This window comes from Mesorhizobium sp. B2-3-12 (assembly GCF_006442205.1).
In the GTDB taxonomy this organism is placed as follows: domain Bacteria; phylum Pseudomonadota; class Alphaproteobacteria; order Rhizobiales; family Rhizobiaceae; genus Mesorhizobium.
Genome location: NZ_VFVR01000004.1, coordinates 435,133 through 452,056, shown reverse-complemented (window position 1 = coordinate 452,056; position 16,924 = coordinate 435,133). Strand labels below are relative to the sequence as shown.

16 protein-coding genes are annotated in these 16,924 nt (G+C 64.0%); 7 read left to right on the top strand and 9 right to left on the bottom strand.

Features of this window, described 5'->3' with window-relative positions; genetic code table 11:
- The first annotated feature begins 130 nt into the window (after window positions 1-130).
- On the top strand, window positions 131-1,240 hold the full coding sequence (locus FJ948_RS15510; RefSeq protein WP_140705927.1) for a glycoside hydrolase family 25 protein: 1,110 nt from the start codon (window positions 131-133) through the stop codon (window positions 1,238-1,240).
- A 22-nt stretch (window positions 1,241-1,262) separates the two neighbouring features.
- On the opposite strand, the gene purD is transcribed toward FJ948_RS15510, so the two are convergent.
- A complete protein-coding gene (purD, locus tag FJ948_RS15505) occupies window positions 1,263-2,540 on the bottom strand; it encodes a phosphoribosylamine--glycine ligase (RefSeq protein WP_140705768.1) in 1,278 nt (425 codons plus the stop codon).
- A gap of 154 nt (window positions 2,541-2,694) precedes the next feature.
- Window positions 2,695-3,516, bottom strand: coding sequence for a phytanoyl-CoA dioxygenase family protein (locus FJ948_RS15500; protein ID WP_140705766.1), 822 nt, complete (start codon window positions 3,514-3,516; stop codon window positions 2,695-2,697).
- A gap of 90 nt (window positions 3,517-3,606) precedes the next feature.
- On the opposite strand from FJ948_RS15500, the gene FJ948_RS15495 reads away from it, so the two are divergent.
- The gene (locus FJ948_RS15495; RefSeq protein ID WP_140705764.1) at window positions 3,607-4,518 is read left to right on the top strand and encodes a LysR family transcriptional regulator; all 912 of its coding nucleotides are present in this window, start codon (window positions 3,607-3,609) and stop codon (window positions 4,516-4,518) included.
- A gap of 68 nt (window positions 4,519-4,586) precedes the next feature.
- Window positions 4,587-5,570: a 4-hydroxybenzoate octaprenyltransferase gene (gene ubiA, locus FJ948_RS15490; RefSeq protein ID WP_181173689.1), complete on the top strand. Its 984-nt coding sequence runs from the start codon at window positions 4,587-4,589 to the stop codon at window positions 5,568-5,570.
- A 23-nt stretch (window positions 5,571-5,593) separates the two neighbouring features.
- On the opposite strand, the gene FJ948_RS15485 is transcribed toward ubiA, so the two are convergent.
- The 3 genes from FJ948_RS15485 to FJ948_RS15475 form a co-directional block, all read right to left on the bottom strand.
- Window positions 5,594-6,160, bottom strand: coding sequence for a DUF6101 family protein (locus tag FJ948_RS15485; RefSeq protein WP_140705926.1), 567 nt, complete (start codon window positions 6,158-6,160; stop codon window positions 5,594-5,596).
- A 190-nt stretch (window positions 6,161-6,350) separates the two neighbouring features.
- Window positions 6,351-7,781: an FAD-binding oxidoreductase gene (locus tag FJ948_RS15480; RefSeq protein ID WP_140705761.1), complete on the bottom strand. Its 1,431-nt coding sequence runs from the start codon at window positions 7,779-7,781 to the stop codon at window positions 6,351-6,353.
- A gap of 9 nt (window positions 7,782-7,790) precedes the next feature.
- On the bottom strand, window positions 7,791-8,765 hold the full coding sequence (locus tag FJ948_RS15475) for an L-threonylcarbamoyladenylate synthase (protein WP_181173673.1): 975 nt from the start codon (window positions 8,763-8,765) through the stop codon (window positions 7,791-7,793).
- A gap of 206 nt (window positions 8,766-8,971) precedes the next feature.
- Between FJ948_RS15475 and FJ948_RS15470 the strand changes: the two genes are divergently transcribed.
- Window positions 8,972-9,367 carry a hypothetical protein gene (locus tag FJ948_RS15470; RefSeq protein ID WP_246677528.1) on the top strand — a complete coding sequence of 132 codons (396 nt, stop codon included), beginning with the start codon at window positions 8,972-8,974 and terminating at the stop codon, window positions 9,365-9,367.
- Window positions 9,368-9,539: 172 nt separating this feature from the next.
- Complete coding sequence (locus FJ948_RS15465; protein WP_140705757.1) at window positions 9,540-9,926, top strand: hypothetical protein; 387 nt, start codon at window positions 9,540-9,542, stop codon at window positions 9,924-9,926.
- Between the two features lie 93 nt (window positions 9,927-10,019).
- Here the strand turns inward: FJ948_RS15465 and FJ948_RS15460 are convergent, their stop codons facing one another.
- Together FJ948_RS15460 and glyS are read right to left on the bottom strand one after the other, a co-directional pair.
- Window positions 10,020-10,310, bottom strand: a complete 291-nt coding sequence (locus tag FJ948_RS15460) for an ATPase (protein WP_140705756.1) — start codon at window positions 10,308-10,310, stop codon at window positions 10,020-10,022.
- 145 nt (window positions 10,311-10,455) lie between these two features.
- On the bottom strand, window positions 10,456-12,933 hold the full coding sequence (gene glyS, locus FJ948_RS15455; RefSeq protein ID WP_140705755.1) for a glycine--tRNA ligase subunit beta: 2,478 nt from the start codon (window positions 12,931-12,933) through the stop codon (window positions 10,456-10,458).
- A gap of 313 nt (window positions 12,934-13,246) precedes the next feature.
- Here glyS and FJ948_RS30260 point away from each other — a divergent pair, with 313 nt between their 5' ends.
- A complete protein-coding gene (locus FJ948_RS30260) occupies window positions 13,247-13,423 on the top strand; it encodes a hypothetical protein (RefSeq protein WP_181173672.1) in 177 nt (58 codons plus the stop codon).
- 3 nt (window positions 13,424-13,426) lie between these two features.
- Here the strand turns inward: FJ948_RS30260 and FJ948_RS15450 are convergent, their stop codons facing one another.
- Entirely contained in the window at window positions 13,427-14,371 is a 945-nt protein-coding gene (locus FJ948_RS15450; RefSeq protein ID WP_140705754.1) for a glycine--tRNA ligase subunit alpha, read from the bottom strand.
- Window positions 14,372-14,574: 203 nt separating this feature from the next.
- Here FJ948_RS15450 and FJ948_RS15445 point away from each other — a divergent pair, with 203 nt between their 5' ends.
- A complete protein-coding gene (locus tag FJ948_RS15445; protein WP_140705753.1) occupies window positions 14,575-15,036 on the top strand; it encodes a GNAT family N-acetyltransferase in 462 nt (153 codons plus the stop codon).
- A gap of 98 nt (window positions 15,037-15,134) precedes the next feature.
- Here the strand turns inward: FJ948_RS15445 and FJ948_RS15440 are convergent, their stop codons facing one another.
- The gene (locus FJ948_RS15440) at window positions 15,135-16,910 is read right to left on the bottom strand and encodes a tetratricopeptide repeat protein (protein WP_140705751.1); all 1,776 of its coding nucleotides are present in this window, start codon (window positions 16,908-16,910) and stop codon (window positions 15,135-15,137) included.
- Window positions 16,911-16,924 lie beyond the last annotated feature (14 nt).

Sequence of the window (16,924 nt, the reverse complement as noted above, 5' to 3'; positions counted from 1 at the left end):
GCGTCGTCTCGATAAGCATTTCCTTAACCATAGCGGTTCAGCATTCGCCTTTGATCAACGGGAATTCCCTGTTTTGAAAAGGACGGCGCGCTTTCTTGCCCGCACGGCGCTTCTCGCTTTCGCGGCAGTCATGGCACTGTCGATGGCGGCAAAGGCCTCGGATTTCTCCGAGCCGTGGAAGAATGCCGACCGCGCCCTGGTCATCGACGCCTACGAATATAATTCCATCGACTGGGCCCAGCTTGCCACCGACAAGCGCATCGCCGCCTTCATCAACAAGGCGTCCGACGGCATGCCGCCGCCCTATTTCTGTTTCGGCGGCGATACCGACGTGAAGCTGTGCAAGGCGCTTTGGAAACGCCACGCGGTGACGCGCGAGCTGTTCCAGACACGCCGGGTCGTGGCCAAGGCGCTCGGCATGAAATGGGGCGCCTATCACCTCGCCCGCCCCGGCAATCCAGTCGAGCAGGCCAATAATTTCCTCGATTTCGCCGACCCGGCGCCGGACGACCTCATGGCCCTCGACATCGAGGGTATCGATCCCACGCAATGGATGTCGCTCGATGACGCCGAGGAGTTCGTGCGCCAGGTGCATCGGCGCGTGGGCCGCTTCCCGGTGCTCTACACCAACGGGAAGACGGCGCAATATATCGCCGACAACCGCTACAGATACCGGCTCCTGTCGCGGCTGCCGCTTTGGTACGCGCGGTACAAGCCTGACATCGACGTGCATTTTCCGATGGGCAACTGGCAGGGCTACGCGCTCTGGCAGTTCTCGGCGCAGGCCAATTGCGGCCGCTTCCGCTGTCCCTACCGGGCCGCCGGTACACCCGACAACATCGACGTCAACGTCGCGCCAACCGATGCCGCCACGCTGCGCCAGCAATGGCCGTTCGGCGGGCTGATCGACGTGCCGTCCGATTATCTGGCCAGCGTGCCGGTGCCGCTCTCGCGGGAGGCAGGCCTCGCCGGCAGAGCCACCCTCATTTATGCCGATGTGGCGACGCCGCCGACCGTCGAGGAAATGGTCGCGGTGCTCGGTTCGCGCTGGTCGAAATTCCGCGATGGATTTCGCATGCCGGTCGTGAAGACGGTGCCGCGACGGCCGGGCTTAGGCATTGTCCAGTATGTTGCCTGGAAGCGGGCCGGCCAGCGCTCGCCCTCACAACTCGACGCCGCCTTCGCGGCGGCCGATCCGCTCAGCACCGCTTCGACCGAACTTGATCGCGGCCAGCGGTAGCCGCCGCCCATCGGTCGGCGCTTCAGCCAGCCTGTTCGCGCGCCACGGCCTGCCAGCCGATATCGCGGCGGCAGAAGCCGTCCGGCCAGTCGATGCGGTCGAGCGCGGCATAGGCCCGCGCCTGCGCCTCGCCGACGGTGGCGCCGGTCGCCGTGACGTTGAGGACGCGACCGCCATTGGCCACCAACGCACCGCCATTGATGGCGGTGCCGGCATGGAAAATCTGGACGCCTTCGCCCGCGGCGTTCTCGACGCCGCGAATGACGGAGCCTTTTTCCGGCGTGCCGGGGTAGCCCCTCGCCGCCATCACCACGGTGAGCGCCGCCTCGTCGCGCCAGCGCACGGAGGTATGCGCGAGCTGGCCGTCGACGGCGGCATTGAGCAGGACCAGAAGGTCATCCCTGAGGCGCATCATCAGCACCTGGCATTCCGGGTCGCCGAAGCGGGTGTTGTATTCGATCAGCTTGGGTCCCTTGTCCGTGATCATCAGCCCGGCGAACAGAATGCCGGCGAAGGGCGCGCCAAGCTCGGCCATGCCGCGCATGGTCGGCTCGATGATCTCGCGCATCGTGCGCTCGATCATGTCAGGCGTCATCACCGGGGCCGGCGAATAGGCGCCCATGCCGCCGGTGTTGGGTCCGACATCGCCGTCGCCGACGCGCTTGTGGTCCTGTGCGGTGCCGAAGGGCAGTGCCGTGGTGCCGTCGCAAAGGCAGAAGAAGCTCGCTTCCTCGCCGGTCATGAATTCCTCGATCACCACCTCGGCGCCGGCGGCGCCGAAGGAGCCGTCGAAGCAGGAAGCGAGTGCCGCCTGCGCCTCATCCATCGTCATGGCGACGGTGACGCCCTTGCCGGCCGCCAACCCGTCGGCCTTGATGACGATCGGCGTGCCTGTCTTTTCGACATAGGCCCTGGCGGAGGCCAGGTCACCGAAACGGCCATAGGCGGCGGTCGGGATGCTGTACCGGGCGCAGAGATCCTTGGTAAAACCCTTCGAGCCTTCCAGCCGCGCGGCGGCCTTCGAAGGCCCGAAGACGCGGAGGTTTTCGGCGCGCAGATCATCGGCGATGCCGGCGACGAGCGGCCCTTCCGGACCGACCACGACAAGATCGATTTTTTTCTCGCGGCAGAAGGCGGCGACTGCGGCATGGTCGGCAATATCAAGCTTTGCCAGTTCGGCCTCTGCGCCGATGCCCGGATTGCCTGGAGCCGCGTAGAGCTTGGTCAGCAGCGGCGACGCGGCGATCTTCCAGGCCAGCGCATGTTCGCGGCCGCCCGAGCCGAGAAGAAGAACGTTCATGGCCACCTCTTGATGCCGACTTAGGAGAACACCCGCTATTGCTCTCCGGGCGACGGGTCAAGGCATCAGGGTGGATTGATCGAAATTGCGCACGGGAACGTTACCCCTGCAGAATAGAGGCGCCGCTATCGGCGTCTCTATTCTGGCTTCTCGCTCAGTTCTGAAAGATGACCGGAAACCAGTCCTCGCGCAGCTTCTGTCCCGGCTGCATGCCATGACCATGATAGGGCGGTGAGGTGCGGCCGGGCCGCTCCACATAATGGGCATCGTCGCCGACCCAGCGCAGCGACAGCGCCCGGCGACGTGCCGCGGTCATGTTGCCGCGTGCGCCATGCGCGGTGCGGAAGTCGAACAAGATGGCGTCGCCCGGCTCCATCTCCCATTCGAGAACCTTCATCGAGGGATCGTTGTCAGGGTCCGGTACCGGCCGGTAGTCGCCTTCGCCTGCATAGAAATTGTCTTCGTTCAGCCAGCGCACCGGCAGGACCATCTTGTCCCATTTGTGCGAACCGGCGATCAGCCTCAGCGTCGCCTCCTTCACCGGGTCGATCGGGATCCAGAAGCTCACCGTCTGCTGGCCGTCGACAAAATAATAGGGAATGTCCTGGTGCCACGGCGTCGGCTTCTGCGTACCGGGTTCCTTGACCAGGACGTGGTCGTGGAAGAACTGCGCGGTGCGCGACCGCATCACCGCGGCCGCCAGTCGCGCCGCAGGCGATTCGCGCACCACCTGGACGAATTCGGGAATGCGCTCCCAGTTGCAGTAGTCGTCGAAAAAGCTGCCTTTGCCATTGGCGATGTCGGACGCCGTGGCGCTGCGGTTCTGGATGTTGCGCTCGATGCCGGCGGCAATCGTGTCGACCCAGCCCTTGAAGGCGCCGCGTACGCAGACTGCGCCGTCACGCTGGTAGTCGGCGATTGTCTGGGCATCGATGATTTCGGTGTCGATGGCGCGAGCAACGGTCTGTGAAGCCATGTTGTCCTCCTTTCAGGATCGACGCGACTATCGCAGCGGCAACTCATTCAGTAAAATAATAACTTCTCATCTGACACATAGGCTTCAGCTATGAGCCTCAGCCTCACCCAGCTACGCTACCTCATCGCCGTTGCCCGCCATGGCAGCGTTACCGGCGCGGCCCGGGCGCTCAACATTTCGCAGCCGTCGATTTCGGTGGCCATCGACGCGATCGAAAAGGATTTCGGCCAGAAGCTTTTCGTGCGCCAGCGGGGAAGCGGCGTGTCGCTGACCTCCTTCGGCCGGGTCGTGGTGGCGAAGGCGAAGCAGGTCCTTGCCGAGACGGACGAACTCCTGGGTCTGGGCAAGGTCAGTTCGACGGTCGGCGGCGAACTGGTGCTTGGATGTTTCGAGGATCTGGCGCCCTATTTCGCGCCGAGCCTCATCCGCGCCTTTTCCGAACGCCATCCAGAGGTCGATGTCGTCGTTCGGGACGAGACATTCGAGACGCTCGGGCGACGCCTGTCGGACTCCGCCGTCGATCTCGGGCTCAGCTACGATCTTGGCCTGCCGTCGCACTTCGCCCGCATCCTGCTGCACGAATTGCGGCCGCACGCGCTGTTGTCGGCGGGCCATGCGCTGGCGGACCGCCCCGAGGTCAGCCTGGCCGATCTGGCCGCCTATCCGCTGATCACCACCGACCAGCCGCATAGCTGGCAGCATATGCTCGACCTGTTCCGCGGGCGCGGCCTATCGCCCGTTGCCCACAGGCGCACGAGCTCGTTCGAACTCCAGCGCAGCATGGTGGCGAACGGCTTCGGCGTTGCGGTCAGCTATACCCGCCCGCATGGCGACCGCAGCTATGACGGTCTGCCCCTCGTTTGCAGGCCACTGTCGGATCCGCTGCCCATGCAGCGCATCATCCTCACCCACGATACACAGCAGCGCGTGTCGAAGGCGGCGTTGGCTTTCATCGAGGTGGCGAAGGACTGGTTTTCCCAGCGCGATATCTTCACCTCATGACGGATTGAGGAGCGCCGCGCGCCTGCTTGCCGCTTGACGGTTTCAACCGCTGCTGCCACTCCATGCCGATGGAACAAATCCAGTCGAAAACGGCCCAGGGCCGTGTCGCCGATGCGCCGAACGGCCATTGGGTCTATCGCGTGCTGCCGCGCGCGATCTGGCCCTACGCGCAGCTTGCGCGATGGGACCGGCCGATAGGCTGGCAGCTGCTTCTGTGGCCGTGCTGGTGGTCGGCGGCACTTGCCGCGAGCGCCTATCCCCGCCCCGGCGACCCGCTGCTCTCGCTGCTGCCGGCGCCCCTGTACCTCGTGCTGTTCCTGGTCGGTGCCGTCGCCATGCGCGGCGCCGGCTGCACCTATAACGACATTGTCGACGAGGACATCGACAACCAGGTCGAGCGCACCCGCTCGCGCCCGCTGCCGTCCGGCCAGGCCACGCGCCGGCGAGCCTGGCTGTTTCTCCTGCTGCAGGCCTTGGTCGGCCTGGCGGTTCTCCTGCAGTTCAACAGCTTCGCCATTCTGCTCGGCGTCTGCTCGCTGGTGATCGTCGCCGTCTATCCATTCATGAAGCGGATCACCAACTGGCCGCAACTGTTTCTGGGGCTCGCCTTTTCCTGGGGCGCGCTGATGGGATGGGCGGTCGAGTTCGGCGATCTCGATGGCCCCGCCGTCATGCTTTATATCGGTTCGATCCTGTGGGTGATCGGCTATGACACGATCTACGCGCATCAGGACAAGGAAGACGATGCCATTGTCGGCGTGCGCTCGACGGCACGGCTGTTCGGCGACAACACCAAGGCGTGGCTGGCAGGGCTCTATGGCGGCATGCTGATCTGCTTTGCCATCGCCTTCGCATCGGCGCAGGCCCCGGTGGTGGCGCTGGCGGGATTGATCGCCGCCGGTGCCCATCTGGCCCGGCAGATCGCGGTTCTAGACATTAGCGATCCGGACCAGTGCCTGCGGCTGTTCCGGTCGAACAACCAGGTCGGCTGGCTGATCTTCCTCGGCCTGATCGGCGGTGCATTGTGGGTGGCGCTGAAGCCGCTGGTGTAATCCCGTTTACGGGGAGAAGAAGGCTACTCCCGTGAAATGATTTCCTGGCCGTCAATGACGAGCCTCAAACCGAGGTTCCCGGTTCTGCGACGGGCAAGGAAACGCGGGCGGCGCGTGTTGGACACGCGGCCCTTGCGGCGGTCCTGCGGCGGTAGTGTCTTGATGGCGGCGCCGAGCGATTCCTCGAGCGTGCGGGCTACGCCGTCGGATTCGATCAGCAGCATCGGCAGACGGTAGGCATCCGCCCAGGCGCGCCAGTCGGCGGCAACGTCCTCGAGATCGTCGGCCACCAGCAGCGGCACCGACAGCATCGGATCGTTGTGCAGGAGTTCCAGGGTCACCGTGACATTGCCTTCCGGATCCTCCATCGCACGGGCGGCGACGCCGCGAAATGCATTGGCTGGCAGGACGATGATCGCCGGCAGGCCACTCATCTCGAGCATGCGGCGGATCACGGCGCCACGCTGGTCGATGGTGAAGGTCACGTCGCCATAATCGTCGCGCGTCGCGTAGCTCACCACCTGCGGCAGGCGGAATGGGTCGAGGCGCATGTTGCGTCCCGCCCAGACTGGCTTAAGTCCAGTGTTCACGTTCATAGAGCGCCTTCCTGTCTGTCTCCTGAGAGCCGGTGTCCGGTTCTCTCCGGGCCAGTTTTCCCGGCCTCGTTATGGGGAAACAGTAGCGCCGGCTCCTTACCGCCGCGCTTAAGAAAGTCGGTTAAATTTTGCTGATCTCAGGGATGGTTATCGGAATGCCACCGACCACAAGATGTTGAAAGGATCAGATAACCTTACCCGGATTCATGATGCCGGCCGGATCGAAGGCGGCCTTTACCCGGCGCATCAGATCGATGGCCATCGGCGGCGCGGTGGCGATCAGTTCGTCGCGCTTCAACTGGCCGATGCCGTGCTCGGCCGAGATCGAACCGTGCAGGCTGCGCACCACGTCATGCACGGCCTTGTTCATGGCATGATAGAGCGCCAGAAACGCCTCGTCGTCGCCGTCCACGGGCCGCGAGATGTTATAATGAAGATTGCCGTCGCCCATATGGCCGAAGCAGACCACACGGGCGCCGGCACTGACCGAGGCCACCGCGCCGGCGGCCTCCTCGATGAAGCGCGGGATCGATGCGATCGGCACTGATATGTCGTGCTTGATCGAAGCGCCTTCCGGCTTCTGCGCCTCGGGCAGCAGCTCGCGGAAGTTCCAGAAGGCATCGCCCTGCCCCAGGCTGGCGGCGATGACGGCATCGCCGACGAATTCCTGCTCGAGGCCCGCCGAGAGCACGTCCTCGATCAGCGCCCGCGAATCCTCCGACGAGCGGCCTGAGGATATCTGCATCAGCACATACCAGGGCCAATCCTCCATCAACGGTCGGGTCACCCCCGGGGCGTGCGCCAGAGTGAAGTCGTATGGCCGCTTGCCGATCAGTTCGAAGGCGGTGAGTGCCGCCCCGGCGCGATCCATGGCCAGGCTGAACAGGGAAAGGGCGGCGGCGGGCGACGACAGGCCGACGAAGGCGACCTCGCGTCCCTTGGGCTTGGGAAACAGTTTGAGCACGGCGGCGGTGATGATGCCCAGCGTGCCTTCGGCGCCGACGAACAGGTTCTTCAGGTCGTAGCCGGTGTTGTCCTTCTTCAGCTTGCGCAAATCGTCGAACACCTCGCCCGTCGGCAGCACCACTTCGACGCCAAGACAGAGTTCACGTGCATTGCCATAGGCAAGCACGCCGGTGCCACCGGCATTGGACGAAAGGTTGCCGCCGATCTGGCAGGACCCTTGCGCGGCGAGCGACAGCGGAAACAACCGGTCGGCGGCATCGGCCGCTTCCTGCAGCGTCTGCAGGATGACGCCGGCCTCGACCGTGACCGTGTTGGACAGGACATCGATCTCGCGGATGCGGTTCAGCCGCGACAGCGACAGGACGATTTCATGGCCGGATTTGTCCGGCACCTGCGCGCAGACCAGCCCGGTGTTGCCGCTTTGCGGCACGACCGGGGTTCCGGTCTCTGTCGCCAGCCGCATGATCCGGCTGACCTCCTCGACGCTGCCCGGTCGCAGCACCAGGGACGTCACGCCATGCCAGAGTCCGCGTCGCTCGATGAGATAAGGCGCGATGTCCTGCTGATCGCGCAGAGCATATTTCTCGCCGACGATCGCCGCGAAACGATCGATGAGAGCGGGATCGAGTGTCTTCACAGTTTCGGTCATGCGGGAAAACTACTTTGTGGGCTGTGCGTTGTCACGAGGAGCGGCGGCACGCGAAAGCCGGTCGTTGATCGCCTCGCCGAGTCCGTCAAAGGGAATGGTCTCAACCGCGATGGTGCGCGCGCCGCTACGGTCGAGATCCTGCATGTAGGCGAACAGATTGCTCGCCGCTTCACGCAGGTCGCCCGACACCGACAGGTTGAGAAAAGCGGTTGCGCCGCGCCAGCCATCAGCTCTTTGGCTCCCGAAAGCGAGCAGCGCTTCACCCTCGCCGACCGACTGGGCATTGAGCCGAACAGCGGCACCCGGCGCGTAGTGCGAGGCGAGCATGCCCGGCGCCTCGATGCCGGTGCCACCGCCGCGCAGCAGCTCCATGCCGATGACAGCTTCGATCTCTTCCGCGGCAACGCCGCCTGGCCGAAGCAGCCGCAATCTTTCGCCTTCGACCTTGACGATGGTCGATTCCAGCCCGACCGGCGTGGCGCCGCCATCAACCACCAGCGTGATGCGGGCGCCGAGGTCCACCGCAACGGCTTGCGCCGTCGTGGCGCTGATCCTGCCGGAGGAATTGGCGCTGGGCGCGGCAAGCGGTCGGCCAAGCCTGGCTATGAGGTCGCCGCCAAACCCCCTAGGCATGCGCAAGGCAATGGTGTCCAGCCCGGCTGTGACCAGCGGATGAATGCCGTTGCCGGGGCGCTGCGGCAGGACCAGCGTCAGCGGACCCGGCCAGAAGGCAAGCGCGAGTTTCTCCGACAGCGGATCGAACAGCGCGATGCGCTCGGCCATCGCCATGTCGGCGACATGGGCGATCAGCGGATTGAACCGCGGCCGTCCCTTGGCCTCGAAGATGCGCGCCACGCCGATGCCGTTGGTGGCGTCGCCGGCCAGTCCATAGACGGTTTCGGTCGGGATGGCGACGACATCGCCGCCCTCAAGCAGCGCCAACGCCGGTTCCATCGCTTTGCCGACGGCAAGTATTTCAGCCACTCTCGTCACCTCGCGGATGCCGGCTGCGTAGTACGACGGCGCCGCCGGAGCAAGCGGGCATTGGCAAATCATCAATTCCTAAAATGCTACGTTTCCATGAAAGCCGGCGTCAATCGCCGAGCACTATCGTGCGGCTTCTCGGCAATTGGGGAGCTATGTCAGTGTCTATGCGTGTCTGGGGAACGCTTGCTATCACTCTGGCGTCAATGGCTGGCGGGGCTCAGGCCTCGTCGCTGGTCTTTCCCGGCGCGCCGGTCTCGACGCCCTCCATTGTTACGCTGAAAGCAAACGACACGAGCGACGTGGTGTCTGTCGTTGCGCTCGGCGAGCCCGATGTCACCTACGAAAAGGTGGCGGCAATCCCGGACAAGGCCGAGGCAGGCCACCCTTCCCCGCAGAACCCGATGATCATTCGTGGCGGCATCGTCGGCGGCGCCTTCTCGACGCCGGCGCAAGCCAAGGCGCCCACCGCCACAACCGCCCCCGCCACGGCGACCGCCTCGGCAGCCCCCGCGCCGGCAGCGCAAGGCAAAGCACCGGCGGCGGCCGCGCCGCGACCGGCGGCCCAACAGCCTGCTTCGGCAGCCGGCAAGGTCAAATAGCGAGCTACTGGACTGGCCGACCAGAGGGCTCGATGGCTTGACGGCGGTCTGGCGCCCTGCGAACCATTGTCCGGCGAATCCTGGCATATCTCGCCGGCCGACGCTGCCGCCTGAATTTCACCAGGCGGCCCCGGCAGATGGAATTTGTATTGTTCAAGGCAAGGGGGTGCTCATGAAAAACTCGAAGACCGTTACCGTGGCAGGGCTGCTGCTGGCGTCATTGCTTGGCGGCGCGGCCCATGCGGACGACATGCTGGGGTCCTATGTGGCGCGCATTTCGGATCGCGATCACCAGGCGAGCGACGGCTATGCGCTGGACGGCGCCGCGCAGATGGTGCGGCAGGACCGCGCCAACTGGCACAAATTCCATCGCCGCGACAGCGACGACGAGGGTGATGCCTGGTTCAGGACCAACGACCAGCGCGCCGATCTGCAGCGCATGCTGGAACGCCCCGGCGCGATGAGTTCCTCGACCAAGCGCGCCATCGTCAATGGCGAGCCGCTGATCCAGGTCGACGTCTACGAAAACAGCGTGCGCGTCAGCATTCTGGAAAATTGAAAAGTCGGCGTTTGGAAAACTGACACAAGGCCAACGAAAAGGGCGGCACGAAAGCGCCGCCCCTTCATTTGAGAAAAACCGTCGCCTGAAAAATCAGGCAGCTTCTTCCTTGTCGTCGTCTTCTTCGTCGGACTCGCCGTCTTCGGATTCTTCCTCGGCGTCATCGCCTTCGGCCTTCACGGCGTCATCGGCGTCTTCTTCTTCGGACTCTTCGCCGTCTTCGTCATCGCCATCCTCGTCTTCGCCATCCTCGTCATCGTCTGACAGGTCGGCGGCTTCGGCCGTGGCGGCGGCATGATCGAGGGCGGTTTCGGAAGCGGATTCAAGCGTCTCGGCGGCGGCCGGGTTTTCTTCAGTCACTTCGATTTCGTGATCGGAATTCATGGAAGCCTCCGTTGGGTTGGGGAACATGTCCCTTTTGCCACGGAGAGATCATCGTCATATGACTGTAAGCCGGCTCGAACGGCCGGCTGGGCGATATTTTTTCAAGGCACCGGAACCGGTCTCCAGCACCGTTGCAGCGGCCGATCTAGCCCGCGATCTTGGAGAAATCGGCGACCTGATCGGTGGCGGCGCGGATGCGGGCAAGCAGCGCAAGGCGGTTGGCGCGCACGGCCTGATCCTCATCATTCACGAGAACATGCTCAAAAAATGAATCAACAGGTTCACGCAACACGCTAAGCGCCAGCATGGCAGCGGAAAAGTCTTGATTTTGAATCGCTTCGCCGGCTTGCTTCTCGGCTTGATTCACCGCCGCAAACAGCGATTTCTCGGCATCTTGCCGGAACAACGCCGGCTCAACGCTCTGGGCGACCGCCGTTTTCTTCTTCTCCTCGGCGGCCAGGATGTTGGCCGCGCGCTTGGTACCGGCAAGCAGGTTCCTGCCGTCCTCGGTATCGAGGAAGGAGCCAAGCGCTTCGACGCGGCGCACGATCTGCAGGAGGTCGTCGTTCGGCGATTGGCCGATCTCCCCCCTTGTGGGTGAGATGCCCGGCAGGGCAGAGGGGGGCGCCTCGCGCTGAGAGGTCGGCGGGACAGCGCCCCCCTCTGTCGGCTTCGCCGACATCTCCCCCACAAGGGGGGAGATTGGGCGCGAACCTGCCGCCAGCACCGCGTCGATAAGGTCGTACCGCGCACCTTGATCGCGGAGGTAGACTTTCAGGCGATCATGGAAGAAGGAGAGGAGGTCGTCTAGCAAATCTGCGACAGTGAATTTTCCCAACTCGCTCCACACTTGGGGATCGGATTTTCCGGCCCACATGAAAGCACCGCGAACTAGGTTCACGATCGAATATTCAGTCTCCGACCCAATATTTTCCTGCTTGACGCGCTGAGTGATGATTTTCGTTCCGTCAAATGTATGGAGTCTGCCGACCACGCTTGCTTGCTCCATATAACTGGTGATCGAAGCTATGATTTGGTCCTTAACCGAAGTCCTTAATGCGGTTTCCAATGCAAGCCTCACCACGCCAAGCGCCGCCCGACGCAACGCGTAGGGATCCTTGGACCCAGTCGGCTTTTCATCGATCGCCCAGAAGCCGACCAGCGTATCCAGCTTGTCCGCGAGCGCCACGGCGACCGACACCGGATCGCTCGGCACATAATCGGACGGGCCTTGCGGCTTGTAGTGTTCCTCGATGGCGGCGGCGACTGACGGATGTTCGCCCTGAAGCAGCGCGTATTTGCGGCCCATCGCACCCTGCAGTTCCGGAAACTCGCCGACCACTTCAGTGGTGAGATCGGCCTTGGCCAGGATAGCGGCACGGCGCGCCAGCGCTGGATCCGCGCCGACGATCGGCGCCAGCTCTTCCGCCAGCCGCGCGATCCGCTCCACCCGCTCGCCCTGTGTGCCGAGCTTGGCATGGAAAGTCACATTGAGATGGTCGAGCCGGGCCATGCGCTGGTCGAGCGGCTTCTTCAGGTCGAGCCCGAATTTCTTCGCCGATGCGTCGAGCTGGGCGACGTCAGGTAGATCGCCCTGGTCGGTCGTCCAGAAATAGAGCGCGTCGGAGAGGCGGGCGCGCACCACCTTGCCGTTGCCGTGGGCGATCTCCTTGCCGCCGTCCCTGGCCTCGATGTTGGCGGTGAGGATGAAGCGGTTGGAGAGCGCCTCGCCTTCCCCTTGCGGCCGCGTCACGAAGCATTTCTGGTTGGCGCGGATGGTCAGCCGGATCACCTCGGCGGGAATGGCCAGGAATGCCTCTTCGAACTCGCCCATCAGCACGACAGGCCATTCGACCAGCCCCGACACTTCCTCAAGCAAGCCCTCATCCTCGACCAGGTCGAGCCCGTTGGCGAAGGCGAGGTTGCGGGCGTCCGCGAGGATGATCTCCTTGCGCCGGTCGGCGTCGAGCACGACCTTCCCCGCCTCGAGCTTGCTTACATAATCATCGAAGCGGCGCACGGTGATTTCGCCGGGTGCGGGAAACCGGTGGCCGTAGGTGACGTTGCCCGAACGGATGCCGTCGATCTCGAAATCGACCACGACCGGCTCCTCGGTCTCGGGGCCGAAGGTGCATAGGATCGATTGCAGCGGCCGCACCCAGCGCAGCGAGCCCGGCTTGGCCGAGGCCGGCCCCCAGCGCATGGATTTGGGCCAGGGGAAATCGCGGATGATAGCGGGCACCAGTCCGGCGATGATCTCCTCCGCCGCCCTGCCCGGCTTCGACATATGCGCAACGTAGAAGTCGCCCTTCTTCGGATCGGAATGGACATGCGCTTCGGCGATCGATGACAGGCCGGCCTTGCGCAGGAAGCCCTGGACGGCCTGTTCGGGCGCCGATGTCGACGGCCCCTTGATGTCCTCGTGAATGTCCTTCGAGCGTGCGGTAAGCCCGCGGATATCGAGCGTCAGGCGCCGTGGCGTCCAATAGTCACGCGCCGCCTCATAAGTCAGTCCCGCCTCGACCAGACCGTCGGTCAGCATTTTCTTCAAATCGCCCGCCGCCTTGCGCTGCATGCGCGCGGGGATTTCCTCGGAGCGAAGTTCGAGCAACAAATCGGGCATCAGAGTGTCTCCGACCGCATGCCATTTCTCTGTTTGCGCGTCCTCGCGCCTCCGGCGCTGCGGTCGCGCGGCTGGGCGGGGATTTCCTCGGAGCGAAGTTCTAGCAGCAGGTCAGGCATAGGGTCAGCTCATGCGGGAGAGTGGTCCGCGCGGGGCATAGCAACTCGGCTGGCCGCTGTCACCCTTTCCATAAATTTCAGTCGGCTTGTCGGGACGCGCCGAACCCGCCCGTCCTCGGATCAAAGATTTCCATGAACCCAACGCAGCGCTGAAGCGACCCACGCTCAGGCAGGGAACTATTGGCTGAACGACGATGAAAACCGCATCCAGACTTCTTCAGATCCTCGCGCTCAGCGCCTGCTTCACCGCGCAGGCCCATGGCGCCTTCTCGATGCCGGGCGTGCGGCAAGCGCTGCGGACGATGTCTGGTCCGAGCGGCCAGATCCTGCCGCCGATCAGCGCTTGCCTCGAAATGATCAACGGCGCTTGAGGCTCAAGCCGCCAATCCACCCGCCTGCGTCTTCAGGAACGCCTCGCCGCAGGCTTTCGCCAGATTGCGCACGCGCAGGATGTAGCTCTGGCGTTCGGTGACCGAGATCACGCCGCGCGCGTCGAGCAGGTTGAAGACATGGCTCGCCTTGATGCACTGGTCGTAGGCCGGAAAGACCATCTTGTGCATCGGCAGATTGTCGTTCGATGCCGGCGCGCCGGCCTCGAGCAGCGCCTTGCACTCGGATTCGGCATCCTCGAAGTGGCGCAGCAGCATGGCGGTGTTGGCGTATTCGAAATTGTGGCGTGAATATTCCTGCTCGGCCTGCAGGAACACGTCGCCATAGGTGACCTTGTCGGCGCCTTCGCGGCCGTTGAAGTTGAGGTCGTAGACGTTGTCGACGCCCTGCACATACATGGCCAGGCGCTCCAGGCCGTAAGTGAGTTCGCCCGCCACCGGCGCGCATTCGATGCCGCAGACCTGCTGGAAATAGGTGAACTGCGAGACCTCCATGCCGTCGCACCAGCATTCCCAGCCAAGGCCCCAGGCGCCCAGGGTCGGGCTTTCCCAGTCGTCCTCGACGAAGCGTATGTCGTGCAGCAGGGGGTCGACGCCGATCGCCGCCAGCGAGCCGAGATAAAGCTCCTGCAGGTTCGGCGGATTGGGCTTCAGGATCACCTGGTACTGGTAATAATGCTGCAGCCGGTTGGGGTTCTCGCCATAGCGGCCGTCCTTGGGACGGCGCGAAGGCTGGACGTAGGCTGCGTTCCAGCGCTTCGGTCCGAGCGCCCGCAGCGTCGTTGCCGGATGAAACGTGCCGGCGCCAACCTCCATGTCATAGGGCTGCAGGATGACGCAGCCATAGGCGGCCCAATAATTGTGCAGGGTCAGGATCAGCCCCTGGAACGAGCGGCTGGGGTGCATATGGGCTGGGATTTCAATCGTCACGATGGCCTCGGCGACACAGGCTAGCTTGCGGCCACGTCCTAGAGACAGTGCGGCGAAGCGTCAAGCAAGGCGCGTCCGATGCGCGCAGCCTTGAGCATACCGGGCGATGTTGAAAACTTTGCCAGGGACTGGCCCATTGCCCGCCGCGAGGGTCCGCGATCCAATTCGAACAAGCATCCACGTCAGGCACAGCAGGTCGAGCCATGTCCAACCCGATCACCATCCGCCCCATCACGCGCCAGGATTTCGAGCAGTGGCTGCCGCTGTGGGATGGCTACAACGCGTTCTATGGCCGCTCGGGCGAGACGGCGCTGGCGAGTGAAATCACCGCGATGACATGGTCGCGCTTCTTCGACTCCTACGAGCCGGTGCACGCGCTGGTCGCCGAAAGCGGGAGCCAGTTGCTTGGCCTCGTCCACTACCTGTTCCACCGCAGCACGACGGCGATCGCGCCGAACTGCTATCTGCAGGACCTTTTCACCAACGAGGCCTCGCGCGGCAAGGGCATCGGCCAGGCGCTGATCGAAGGCGTCTATGAGCGCGCCCGGGCGGCCGGCTCCGGCCGGGTGTACTGGCTGACGCACGAAACCAACCAAACCGCGATGAAGCTCTACGACAAGGTCGGCGAACGCTCTGGCTTCGTCGTCTACCGAAAGATGTTCTGAGGACGCTCCGGCGCGTCGCCGCGTCTTCTGATGACGCCATGCGCCTTTCCAACGAAAACGGGGCTCCAAAGAGCCCCGTTCGCATTTCAAAAGCGATTTCACCCCTTCGGGGCGGGAACCGGCTCTGGCTTGACCTTCGGGGTTTCCTGCGCGGTGTTGGACTCGATCGGCGGCAGGCCCTTCATCAGCTTCTGCTGCAAGGTGGCGAGCACATCGGGGTCGGGCTTCAGGTCGCGGGCCTGGTTCCACTGGAAGGTGGCTTCCAGCTTGCGGCCGACGCGCCAATAGGCGTCGCCGAGATGGTCGTTCAGAACCGGATCTTCCGGCTTCAGCGAGACCGCGCGTTCCATCTCGCGCACGGCGTCATCGAAGCGGCCGAGGCGGAAATAGGCCCAGCCCAGGGAATCGACGATGTAGCCATCGCTCGGCCTGAGGTCGACGGCCTTCTGGATCATCTCAAGGCCTTCCTTGAGGTTGGTGTTCATGTCGACCCAGGAATAGCCGAGATAGTTCAGCACCTGCGGCTGGTCTGGCTGCAACTCCAGCGCCTTGCGGAAATTCGGCTCGGCCTTCGGCCATTCCTTCAGCCGCTCATAGGCGATGCCGCGCTGGTAGAAGATGTTCCAGTTGGCGGCGGTCGGCGTCTTCAGCACCTCGACGGCCTTGTCGTAGAGATTGGCGGCGGAGCGGAAATCATCCTTCGAGGAGTAGACGCCGCCGAGCGCCAGATAGGCGCGCATGTCATTGGGATGGGCGTCGACGAAGGCTTTCAGATGCGTGATCGCCTCGTCATGGCGGTCGAGATCGGCCAGGTTGAGGCCGAGCTGCAGGTCCGAAATCTCCTTCAGCGGCGAAGAGTCGGGGATGCGCCGATAGAGCGCGATGGCGCCCTCGCCGTCCTTCAGCTGTTCGGCGACGGCGGCGAGTTGCACGAGGGCCGCGTCGCTGTCCGGCTTCAGGGCCAAGGCATATTGCAAATAGAGGCGCACGAATGGCTCGCCGCCACCACGGTTGAGCGCGGTGGCGAGATCGAGCAAAATCTCGGAAGCACCGTCGGACGGACCGGACACGAAGGGCGCGATCTTGTCGCCCTTGCTGATCCTGTCGCGCAAGGCGACGATTTCCAGCTTGCCCGGCGAGAACGCCTCGGCCTGGTCGAGCACGGACATCGCCTTGGCCTTGTCGCCCTTGCGGGCCAGGAACGAGGCATAGGCCTGCGCGTTGCGCATCCAGGTTTCAGGCGCCGCGCCGCCGGCGGCGGTATCCTGCATCGTCGCGGCGTAGATCGCCTCGGCCTTGTCGGGCATGTTGGAGGCATCGGCGATCAGGGCGCGGTGGAAGGACTTGAACAGGCCGAACCAGTCCGGCCCCTGCAGCTTGTCGATCGAAGCCATCGCTTCGCTGGCCTGGCCGGCACCTTGTTCGGCCCAGCCGGACATGACACCGGAGATCAAGCGGTCGAGATCGGATTCCAGCGACAGCTTGAGCCAGTACTGCGCCTTGGTGAAATCCTTCTTGTGGAAGGAGTCGACAGCGAGCGCCAGGCGCGAGAAGCGCTCGACGTCCGGCACCTCCTTGAGCTTGTCGGCGTAGACCAGCGATTCATCGAAGCGGCCTTGAGCGATCAGCGACAGCATCAGGCTTTGCTGCAGCGCCGTGTCACCGGGGTTGAACGCCAGGGCTTGCTTATAATAGGCGATGGCGCTGTCGAGGTCGTTGTCGCCCTCGGCGATCCTGGCAGCCAGATAGGCGCCCGAGAACGACGAGATCTTGACCGGTTCGGTGGATTGCTTGGCATAGGCCGGCAAAGCCGAAATCGCCATGCCCGTCACAATTGCCAGCCTTGTCAGCCAGCGCGCACGTCCTTGCTGCATCGTATCCCTTTCAG